This is a genomic window from Maribacter sp. UBA3344 (assembly GCF_002362375.1).
Taxonomy (GTDB): Bacteria; Bacteroidota; Bacteroidia; order Flavobacteriales; family Flavobacteriaceae; genus Maribacter; species Maribacter dokdonensis.
This window is the reverse complement of record NZ_DERI01000023.1, coordinates 1-10,451: the sequence shown is the minus strand read 5'-3', so window position 1 is coordinate 10,451 and position 10,451 is coordinate 1. Positions and strand designations below refer to the sequence as shown.

Here is a 10,451-nt window from a genome sequence, read left to right as displayed (position 1 = left end):
TAAAGTAACCTACAAAGAAGAAAACTAATGGAAGTCCAATTAAAATCAGAAATTACCTGCCCAAACTGCGGACATAAAAAAGTAGAGGATATGCCAACAAAAGCTTGTCAGTTTTTCTACGAATGTGAGAATTGTAAAACGGTTCTAAAACCAAATGAAGGGGATTGCTGTGTTTATTGCAGTTATGGGACAGTTTCTTGTCCACCAATTCAAGAAAACAACAGTTGTTGTTAAGTAAATAGGTTTTAAATGACCATCCATTAAACAAGCGCCAATTTGAAAAATAGTATTCTAAAATTTACTTCCGCTTATCCCCAGCTTTTGTATCAAAAGCAATCAAATTAAACAGTTCGCGCATTCTACTACGAACACGGTTTCCATACCGTTCTTCCAGTTCTTCAGCATTTAGGTTTGTAGTAGCGTGGGTTTTGACTTTGTGTTTGGTCTCAAGGTAAAGTTCGTATCGGGAAAGTAATACTTCGCCCATCACATTCAAATCTTTACCATAGAATCGTCCTGCAGGTTCAATGCCTAAATCATCAAAGCAGTAGAATTTGGTGCTGCCATAATCCTCAATGGTTTTAAAGCCTAGATGGTTAAAGCTAAAAGCAACATTCCTGCACGGAATCATTTCATAAGGTCGTTGCATTGGCACGATATATCGCAATAGTTTCATCAAAGTGGTCTTTCCACATCCCACAGGCCCGGATAGAAGAATACCCTTGTTAGTGTCGATATCATCTTTCAGGCAATTTTCTTTGTCCTTGATGAAATAGTGACATAGTTTGCGGATGATAACCGTGTCCTCATCATAGATTCTAAATTGTTTGCCAAAGAGCAACTTTCCCTTTGCATCCAAATAAATCAGGATTTTATCAAAATCGTATAACACGCTTTTACCATCAAACTTTCCAAGCGAATATTCCACGCCACCTTCGGTAATTTTAGAGGGGTTGTCCATAATCTTTGTTTTTAGTGGTACGCAAGTTGTCCTTAATATGGGACGGTTGCTTTGTGTTTGGTTTGTTTTCCTCATTGAATAATTCAGTTCTGTCCATCCAGTTTTTAGCCAAAGCTTGCCAATCTCGTATCGGTTTTCCGTCGCTTGTTTTCCAATCGTTCGATTCGTAGTGGTCGAAGAATTTTTTTCCTTCATCAGCATCAAAACCTTTTTCTTCAAAAAAAATAAAAACGGCCTGCCTGCCCTTTGGTTGTTTTATATTGTTTACTTGTTTGGTATTGTTTATAGTAGATACCAATGCTTGTCCACTCACGGGACGGTGCGAGTCCATTACTTGTCCATTTGTGGTATGGTGTTGGTACACTACTGGTTCATTTCTGGGATGGTAGTGTCCCGCAAGTTGTTCTAATATGGGACTGTACCGTCCCACATCAGGCTCATCACTTGTCCCAATTATGGCCATCTTGATTTTACTGCCTTTGTAAGGATTGTTGGAAGGGAAGTATGATAGATAATTCCAAGAGTCCAAATCCGTAACGCATCTGTGATAGGTTGATTTAGAACCAATTTTGGCAGCCCTCATTAAATCTCTGCGGTTCACATAAAATTCGTCCGCAAATCGGCTACTATTCCATTCTTGAAATAATGCCATATACAGGGTTATGTGCGTGGGATTGAGGCGGTCATCAAAATAGAACGTTGAAAAAGCCGCATTGAGTAGCTTTATATAGTTCATCGCTTAAGAATTTATGCTGTGTTGAACGCGGTTGGCGTTCATCACATTTTGGATTTCCTCTGCATCATAGTAAATGATTCCGCCAACTTTTGTGTAGGGCAACGTACCATTGATACGCAGATTTTGAAGTGTTCCTGGACTTACTTGTAGTAAATCCATAACCTCGGAAGATTTAAGATATTTCTTCAGTTTTCCAGTAGCTTGCTTGGAAAGAAGGTTTTTGATGTCATCGAGCAATTCCATTTTGAATTCCCGAAGGTCGTCTGTAGTAATTATTGATGTCGGCATAATAGAACGGTTTTAATAGTAAGAGACTATCGCATCGCTGTCAAGTAATTTGATAGCCTCTGACCTGATTTGACTTTCGTTCTACAAAATTGAGATAGTTTGATGGATTTTATTCACAAGATGCGGCTACTTGGGTATTTTTTCTCTCTCATTTTCAATGTAATACAATAGAGGGTTTTGGTACTTTCCCAAAAAATACCACATCTAAAAACCACCAAAAAAAATGATTTTTCCCTCAAAACGAGAAACACCCAAGTTGAAGCATCTTGGGTGTTTTATTTTATGTTATCAGTATCATCCATCCTTTTGGTCAACTGCTTTTTCAGTATATCCAAAAATTTGGTTCTACCATTTTTACGCATTCGTATTTCCAGAAAAGCTCTGTAATAATCGCCCAAGTCCACTTTAAACGTTTTTTCAACAAAATAGGCAATATCTTTAATGTCAACAGTACCATTATTTATGACATCTGTGCTGTGCAAAGCGTATATCAGTTCAATTAAATATATTTTGTGGGCTGTCCAGGTAATTTTGGTTTTACTTTGTAACAATCTTAAACTTGCATAATTTCCATTATTCTCCAATTTATCAATTTCCCGTTTTAAGTGTACAATCAAAAGGTCGTAGGCTAAAATTGAGGCCACGGTACTATCGTGGCTTGTTGCAAATTCTTCATCAACAAAAAAGTGAAATGAGTCTGGGAACAACCGAATATCTGCCTTGCCTCTTAAAAAATATTGCTCATCAAATACAGTAGCTTCCCTGCGGTAATAATGGTAAAAATCAAGATTGTCGTTAAAGTAGGTTTGAAGTTTCTCAATATAATTGTTCAAATACTTTACTTGCGATTTATTGCTTCCCCTGGGTCTTTTACTTTCAATGTTAAATAATTTTACGTAATAAATAAGTTTGCTATAAATTTTTGGTTTAGTACATTTAAAGAAATGAATTTCCTCTAATTTGGTTTCAAATTCATAATCAACTATGATACTTCTAACTTTCTTAAGGGTCTGTTTTGCAAGTTTAATCCCTTTTTCAGCTTTGAGTAAAATATCTTGTTCTTCTATTTCAAGAATATCTAATTTATTGTCTAATTTTTTTAATATATCGTCGTAATTTGTCGTCATTCATTCTGGGTATCATTATTTTCACTTAATCTTCTGCAATAACGTTGCATTTAAAATTGTAATTAATTAAATAGATATAAAGTACTTTAGGAATTGCAAGAACAGTACAAAGAAGATTAACACAATAACAACGATTAGAATACTAATCCAAATTATTTTATCTTTTTTGGTAATACTATTTTTTACAGAGGGTACTTTATTGCTTTTTTTATTTCGTCTATTCCGTCTATTTTCCGACATAGAATATCATTTTTACTATATATCAATCATTTCCACTTCAATTTTTGTAGCCACACAAACCACTTGGAATATTTTATTATCTTAATTCATTAATGCTTATGAATATTTCCTTTTAGCACAAAAAAATAAAGCAGAAATGCGGCTATTACCATAAGGATTATCATAAGAATACCTTTGACCTTATCTCTTTTTGTGATGTCGGTATTCGATGATTTCCGATTTTTTTTGTTTCTTCTATTTCTTCTTTTTTGAGACATTCTTTTATACTATTTCCAATTCATCTTCTGTAATCGAACCGCATTCAGAATGGCTAACAAGGCCACGCCTACATCGGCAAAAACTGCTTCCCACATCGTTGCCAGACCACCTGCGCCCAAAACCAAAACCACTGCTTTTACACCAAAGGCCAACCCAATATTCTGCCAAACGATGCGTCTTGTAGAACGTCCTATTTTTATGGCTCTAGCTATTTTACTTGGTTGGTCTGTTTGGATGATTACATCTGCGGTCTCTATCGCCACATCGCTGCCCAAACCACCCATTGCAATGCCAACATCGCTCGCTGCCAAAACCGGTGCATCGTTGATGCCATCGCCTATAAAGGCTACTTTAGTATTAAATTGTTTTTTCAAATGCTCAACTTCGTTGAGCTTATCTTCTGGTAACAAACCGCCTTTTGCAGTATCAATACCCATTTCTTTTGCCACTTGTTGGGTTATGGAATCCTTATCGCCGGAAAGCATTATGATTTTGGAAATTCCAGATTCTCTAATTTGTTTGATGGCTTCGTGGGCATCTTCTTTCAATTCGTCTGCAATGATGACATAGCCAGCGAATTTACCATCAATGGAAACCATTACGATGGATTCTACAATGTTGTCGGTTTCAGATGGAACTTCGATATTATTTGAAGTCATCAATGCTTTGTTGCCTACCAAGACCGTTTTGCCATTTACTTTGCCTTTTAATCCTTTACCCGCGACTTCGGTTACTTCTTTTGCCTGAAAATCTTCGCCATCGGCTTTATATTCCATTATGGCCTTGGCAATGGGATGGGTGGATTGTTCTTCCATTGCCATTAGGTATTTCATAAATTCGGGTTCATCCCAATCAATGGTTTTTATTTCCTTGATTTTGAAAACACCTTTGGTCACGGTTCCGGTTTTGTCCATTACCACTGTGGTTATCCTTGTCATTTCATCTAAAAAAGATGCTCCCTTAAAGAGAATTCCATTTTTTGAAGCTGCTCCCAATCCACCAAAATAACCCAACGGAATAGAGATAACCAAGGCACACGGACAGGAAATTACCAAGAATATCAATGCTCTATATAACCAATCGTTAAACACATAATCATCCACAAAAAAGTAGGGCAAAAATGTTAATCCAATCGCCAAGAATACCACAATAGGTGTATAGATTCTTGCAAATTTTCTAATGAACAATTCGGTTTTTGATTTACGAGCCGTGGCATTCTGGACCATATCAAGGATTCGGGCAATGGAACTGTCTTTAAATTCCTTGGTGGTTTCGATTTCAATAACGCCATCAAGGTTGATGCTTCCTGCAAATACTTTTTCTCCTTTTGCAATGGTGTCAGGTTTGCTTTCGCCCGTTAATGCTGCGGTATTGAACGAGCCTTTTTCGGACAATAAAATACCATCCAAAGGAATTTTTTCGCCCACACGGACTTGCACTTTTTCGCCAATAGCAACGATTTCGGGATTTACAGAAACATAATTGTTGTTCCTATAGACCAAGGCTTCATTAGGTCTTACATCTAGTAATGCCTTGATGCTTCTCTTGGCTCTTTTAACGGCGGCACTTTGGAACAATTCGCCTACCGCATAAAACAACATTACTGCCACACCTTCGGGATATTCGCCAATGGCGAATGCACCTATGGTTGCGATGGACATCAATAAAAACTCGGTAAAGAAATCGCCATTTTTGATGCTGTTCCAACCTTCCTTTATCACAGGAAAACCTACTGGAAGATATGCGACTGCATACCAGACAATACGTATCCAATCTTTAAAAAAAGCTACGTCAAAATAATCCATCGCAATACCAATAATCAGCATTACAAAGCTGAAAATTGCTGGTACATAAATTTTAAATTTCCCTATACTTTCCGGACTGCTATGGTTGTGGCCATCATTGCGCTTGTGATTATCGGATGAAGTTTTATTTAAATCTCTTAAATTCAGTTTCTTTTTTTTCATTAATTCGATTATAATTTTATTTAAATTCACAATTATTCCAATCTCAACACCAATTGCGCAAACTGCACCTCTATGGTATCATCGATACCCTCTATTAAGGAATCCAAACCAGTATTTGGAACCAATAATTGTCCAGCTGCACTTATCAGACAGGACATACTTACTCCTTGTTCTATATGGGTAATGGTTGCTTTAAATTGTGATTTAAAGGATCTCCCTTGATAAGTAACATCTATCAGCCAATTAAATTTGATTGGGTCGTGCCGTTTTGATAAAAAATCCTGTGATGGAATTGTGCCAGTAAACCGAAGTATTAAAGGGTCTTCCCGCTGTTCTAAAAGGGCATTGATTTTAGGACTATCTATTGATAAAGTCTTAAGATCGAGTACACCGTTGACCACTTTGGAATCATAATCAAGATATAGTGCCAATTTATGGCTTTCTGCCTTGAAGGGTTTATCATCAACCAGAGTCATCATCATAATATGACCTTCTTCAGTTGTATAAACTTTTTGGGCGTTTACCTTATAATAACTAACCAACAAGATTATTAAAAAACAATGTTTAATATTCATAATGCGCATCTTTACTTGTATAATTTAAAAAAGCAGCTTCTACTTTTGCTTTTAATACTATTAATCATTTTGCTTTAAAAAGCATCATAAAAGCTGCCTGCTATTAATTAAGTTTTCACTTAACTTATTTAAATAAAAAATTTCGCTCATTCCTATAACGATTTACCGCTACTTGTTATCTATATCCTTTTCTCGTTTACCGAAATAATAAATTAGCGCAACACTTGCACCTAATAAGCCAAACAGAGTGTTCTCAAAAATTTGATTCCCATTGATATTTAAAATTTCAATGAAATTATTTATTAAATATTGCCATCAATTGATTTTGTAATTCTGGCTGCTAAACGTGAAAATTGTTATCCCAAAAGGTTGAAGGATAAAAACACCTATGGCAAACCCAATTAAAATGGTAATAAGAATGCTTTTTTTATTCATCGTCTGTCTTTTACGGAAGTAAGCTTACTGGCTCTCAATCCAATTTTTGGCATCTTCCTTTTGGTCTATATTGAAATACTTAATATCGGCATTGGTAAAAGGCTTCATAAATTGTGTTATCCAATTCTGCCATTTTTTATCTCCTACCATTGCTATTTTTTCATAGTCCTTGGCGTGGGCGGTGTCCATTTTTAGGTCTTCCCATAAACCAGGTAAATCCCAACCCGTAAAGTTTTCCATCTCAAAATACCAACGAACCTTCATCCCCTTGTCCAGTATGGCGTGGATAAGTGGATGGATTTTTTCGATGTCTTCTTTTCTCAATTTGCCCGAAGCTTTTGTTGCAACAATATTTTTTTCCTTTAACTCAATTATCTGTAACATTTTATATAGTTTTTAAATAATTATTATCCTTCTAAATCGTAAAACCATTCTTCAGCCATTACAACTGCTTTTTTGATGGGCTTTTCTTTTGAAAAATCTTCCTTTTCGATTAAGTCCTTCGCAATTTCGATTGCCTTTTTTCTTACCGATGGATTAAGGGCGTCAAGCTCTGTTTCAAATTCTTCAAATGTCCAGTCCATACTTATTGTTGAATTATTTTGTTATTACGTCCAAACTTTTCTCATTTCCATCTCTGCTTTTACAATGCCACGTTCAAGGGCTTCCTCCTAGGAACATTGGTTTTTTGCATAGTATTCTTCAGCATATTGAGTCTCGTTTTGTAATCTTTAAAAATTTTGTCCTCCATCTATCAAAAAATTTCAACACGTAAAAAACCATTACCAGTAAATAGGCGACGTGTAAAACGGAACAAAAAAAACACCAGCGTCATCGTTACTGCATTATCCGCAATAATACTTGTAGTTCCTATTGTCCACTTTTAATCATTATTTCGACAATTTTAAAATTCTAATCGCCCCACGCATCACAAAGGCAAACACAATACCGCCAATGACCAAATCGGGCCATTTACTGTGCAAAAAATAAACCAGCACCCCTGCCAGTATTACTCCGCCGTTCACAATAATGTCGTTTGAGGTAAAGATGGCACTTGCCTGCATATGCGCTTCCTTGCTTTTGGCCTTGTTTATCAACCATAGGGAAACGAGGTTGCCGATAAGGGCGAAAATGGAAACGATAATCATCCATTGGAACAAAGGGGTTTCGCTACTACTCAAAAACCTTCTCACGACTTCCGAAAATCCCAGAAGGGCCAACGCCATCTGAAAATAGCCACTGAACTTCGCCACTTTCTTTTTTCTAGAAATAGCGCCGCCTACGGCAAAAAGGCTCAATGCGTACACAATGGAATCGGCCAGCATATCCAGTGAATCGGCAATTAGACCCATCGAGGAAGAAATCCAACCCGTGGTCATTTCGATAACGAAAAACCCAAAATTGATGTACAAGACCCACCAGAGTATCTTCTTTTGTTTGGTCTCGTCCTCGGAAATAGGTGTTTCCGCCTTCTCCGTTCCCAAGAGTTTTTCTCCCAGCTTCAATTCGCCCAGTGCCTTGTTTACTTCTTGGGCATTCCCCTGATGGTACACTTCCAACCTTCTATTCGGAATGTCAAAGTCCAAATATTTGATTTGAGGGTTTGACTCCAGTTTCATCCTTATCATCTGTTCTTCGGAAGGGCAATCCATTTGACTTACCTTAAAAGTGCTTTTATTTATATCGGACATTTAAATAATCTGTATTAAATTCTACGGTTGGTGTTTTAAATCTTTACTTATTTGTGGGATTCCATATATTTTTCCAAAATCGATTTTAAGCTTTCCAAATAATCGACGAACGAATTATAAGTCGGTTTTGCTTCATCATCTACGGAAATCGTTATGGGATTCTCATCCAAATACCGATAGAGTTCGGGATATTCTTGTTCTATCCTTACTGTCAATTCGTTGATTTCTTGGGTTAGCTTCTGAATTTTCTTCATCATCTTATATTTTATATGGTATTACTTGCCCCAATATTTATATATGCAATGCCCTATCTTCGGTAGCGGCCAGAAAGGCTTCCTTAAAGGTTTCTGAAAATGTGGGATGCCCATGCGGCATCCGTGCGATATCCTCTGCCGCTGCCCTGAATTCCATTATCGCCAAAACACAAACCAATAATTGTTATATCATATTTTTCTATAGTTGTATTTTTTTTGGTTAAATAAGGTGGAAGAACCTTGAACTTGACTCTTAGGCGCAAGGGTTCAAAGTTCTGGAACTCCCACCTGTTATTTTTCCTTACATTTCACGCATATCCCTTTTAATACCAAGTTGACATCGTTTATTTTATAATCACTTGGTAAATTTTCTTCCGGTATTTTATTTGGCAAACAGATTGTTTTCTTACATTCGGTACAATGAAAATGCAGATGTAAATCCGTACCGTATTTACTTTTTGTATTTTCATCAGAAATCGCAAATTTTGCTACGCCCGTACCATCATTAATCTGATGAATTAGTCCTTTATCCTCAAAAATCTTAAGGTTGCGATAAAAGGTCGTTCTGTTTGCTGTTTTATTGGTTTCGCTCTTTTCGGCAAAGACCTTTTTTAAATCGGAAAAGGACACGGCACTTTGCTTCCTCCTCAGATACCTGTATATCTTGGACCTCATTTGAGTAGGGCGAATACCGTGATTTGACAATATTTTTTCCGTTTTGGTCATTTTAAGCTTGATTCAAAAGCAATCTCCTTTATTACATTTATTTCCTATAGGCGAGCAAGCTCAATGCATTGACCACCACTACCAACGTAGAGCCTTCGTGAACCGCCACGGCTATGCCGATACTTGCCCAGCTCATTATGGTCGCAGGGATTAAAAAGGCTACAACCCCCAAACTTACCCATAAGTTTTGCCTGATAATAGCTTTTGCTTTTCTGCTCAAACCAATGGCAAAGGGTAGGGTTTCCAGTTTATCGGCCATCAGCGCTATATCTGCTGTCTCTAAAGCCACGTCGCTTCCCGCTGCACCCATTGCAATACCAACGGTACTGTTTGCCATAGCAGGTGCATCATTAACACCATCGCCCACCATTGCCAGTTTATTTTCCTGTTCCGCAAGTTTTTTGATGGCCTCCACTTTTTCTTCGGGAAGCAGGCTTCCGCGTGCTTCGGTCAACCCGATTTCCTCGGCTACAGCGTCGGCCACTTTCTGGTTGTCGCCCGTAAGCATTATCATTTTCTTGATGCCTATTTCCTTTAGTTGGGCCAGGGTTTCCTTGGCTTTTTCCCGTGGGGTGTCCATCAGCCCGAGCATCCCTATAAATTCATCGCCCCTTTTTATTAGCATCGTGGTCTTTCCTTCCCCTTCAAGTGCTCTTACCTTTTCTGATACATCGCTGGGAACACCTTTATCAATATCCTCAAAAAGCTCAAGATTGCCTATGTAAATGGAATTCCCTTGATAGTTTGCCTTTATGCCCTTGCCCTGTACGGCCTCCAAATCATCGGCATCCGGAATCTTGGTGTCCTTCCCAAGCCGCTCCATCCCATCCCTTACAACTGCTTTTGCCAGGGGATGGTCGCTCAGTTCCTCAACCGCAATCGCGATTTCCAACAGTTCCTTTTTATCTATGTTGCCAAAACTTTCGACGTCGGTAAGCTTTGGTTTTCCTTCGGTAAGTGTTCCCGTTTTGTCAAAAGCGAGAGCGGTAAGTACCCCTAAGTCTTCCAAGGGGCGACCGCCTTTTATCAAAACGCCGCCACGCGCAGCCCTTGCAACGCCACTCAATACCGCAGAAGGTGTAGAGATGGCGAGCGCGCACGGACTTGCAGCCACAAGTACAGCCAAGGAACGATAGAGACTTTCGCTCCACGTTTCATCAATAACCAGAAAAGCAAAATTCAATAGTATGACC

At 37.9% G+C, this 10,451-nt stretch carries 13 protein-coding genes; 1 reads left to right on the top strand and 12 read right to left on the bottom strand.

Features of this window, described 5'->3' with window-relative positions; translation table 11 throughout:
* The first annotated feature begins 27 nt into the window (after positions 1–27).
* On the top strand, positions 28–234 hold the full coding sequence (locus tag B2Z27_RS14645; protein WP_076547097.1) for a GDCCVxC domain-containing (seleno)protein: 207 nt from the start codon (positions 28–30) through the stop codon (positions 232–234).
* Positions 235–298: 64 nt separating this feature from the next.
* On the opposite strand, the gene B2Z27_RS14640 is transcribed toward B2Z27_RS14645, so the two are convergent.
* From B2Z27_RS14640 to B2Z27_RS14585, 12 genes are all read right to left on the bottom strand, one after another.
* Positions 299–961 (bottom strand): ATPase, encoded by a 663-nt coding sequence (locus B2Z27_RS14640; protein WP_076547098.1) that lies wholly within the window; start codon positions 959–961, stop codon positions 299–301.
* The gene (locus tag B2Z27_RS14635; protein ID WP_076547099.1) at positions 945–1,697 is read right to left on the bottom strand and encodes a hypothetical protein; all 753 of its coding nucleotides are present in this window, start codon (positions 1,695–1,697) and stop codon (positions 945–947) included. Before B2Z27_RS14635 ends, B2Z27_RS14640 begins: the two co-directional genes overlap by 17 nt.
* 3 nt (positions 1,698–1,700) lie before the next feature.
* Positions 1,701–1,985 carry a helix-turn-helix domain-containing protein gene (locus tag B2Z27_RS14630; protein ID WP_076547100.1) on the bottom strand — a complete coding sequence of 95 codons (285 nt, stop codon included), beginning with the start codon at positions 1,983–1,985 and terminating at the stop codon, positions 1,701–1,703.
* A gap of 275 nt (positions 1,986–2,260) precedes the next feature.
* The gene (locus tag B2Z27_RS14625; RefSeq protein WP_286814192.1) at positions 2,261–3,112 is read right to left on the bottom strand and encodes an RteC domain-containing protein; all 852 of its coding nucleotides are present in this window, start codon (positions 3,110–3,112) and stop codon (positions 2,261–2,263) included.
* Positions 3,113–3,618: 506 nt separating this feature from the next.
* Complete coding sequence (locus B2Z27_RS14620) at positions 3,619–5,577, bottom strand: heavy metal translocating P-type ATPase (protein WP_076547101.1); 1,959 nt, start codon at positions 5,575–5,577, stop codon at positions 3,619–3,621.
* 32 nt (positions 5,578–5,609) lie between these two features.
* Complete coding sequence (locus tag B2Z27_RS14615; RefSeq protein ID WP_286814191.1) at positions 5,610–6,152, bottom strand: hypothetical protein; 543 nt, start codon at positions 6,150–6,152, stop codon at positions 5,610–5,612.
* A gap of 459 nt (positions 6,153–6,611) precedes the next feature.
* Entirely contained in the window at positions 6,612–6,971 is a 360-nt protein-coding gene (locus B2Z27_RS14610) for an STAS/SEC14 domain-containing protein (RefSeq protein WP_286814190.1), read from the bottom strand.
* A gap of 23 nt (positions 6,972–6,994) precedes the next feature.
* Complete coding sequence (locus B2Z27_RS14605) at positions 6,995–7,171, bottom strand: hypothetical protein (RefSeq protein WP_286814189.1); 177 nt, start codon at positions 7,169–7,171, stop codon at positions 6,995–6,997.
* Positions 7,172–7,477: 306 nt separating this feature from the next.
* Positions 7,478–8,278, bottom strand: a complete 801-nt coding sequence (locus B2Z27_RS14600; protein WP_286814188.1) for a cation transporter — start codon at positions 8,276–8,278, stop codon at positions 7,478–7,480.
* Between the two features lie 47 nt (positions 8,279–8,325).
* Positions 8,326–8,535, bottom strand: a complete 210-nt coding sequence (locus tag B2Z27_RS14595; protein WP_272650879.1) for a hypothetical protein — start codon at positions 8,533–8,535, stop codon at positions 8,326–8,328.
* A 288-nt stretch (positions 8,536–8,823) separates the two neighbouring features.
* On the bottom strand, positions 8,824–9,258 hold the full coding sequence (locus tag B2Z27_RS14590; RefSeq protein WP_094998949.1) for a Fur family transcriptional regulator: 435 nt from the start codon (positions 9,256–9,258) through the stop codon (positions 8,824–8,826).
* A 37-nt stretch (positions 9,259–9,295) separates the two neighbouring features.
* The coding region (locus B2Z27_RS14585; RefSeq protein ID WP_286814187.1) for a heavy metal translocating P-type ATPase at positions 9,296–10,451 on the bottom strand (1,156 nt) is incomplete at its 5' end.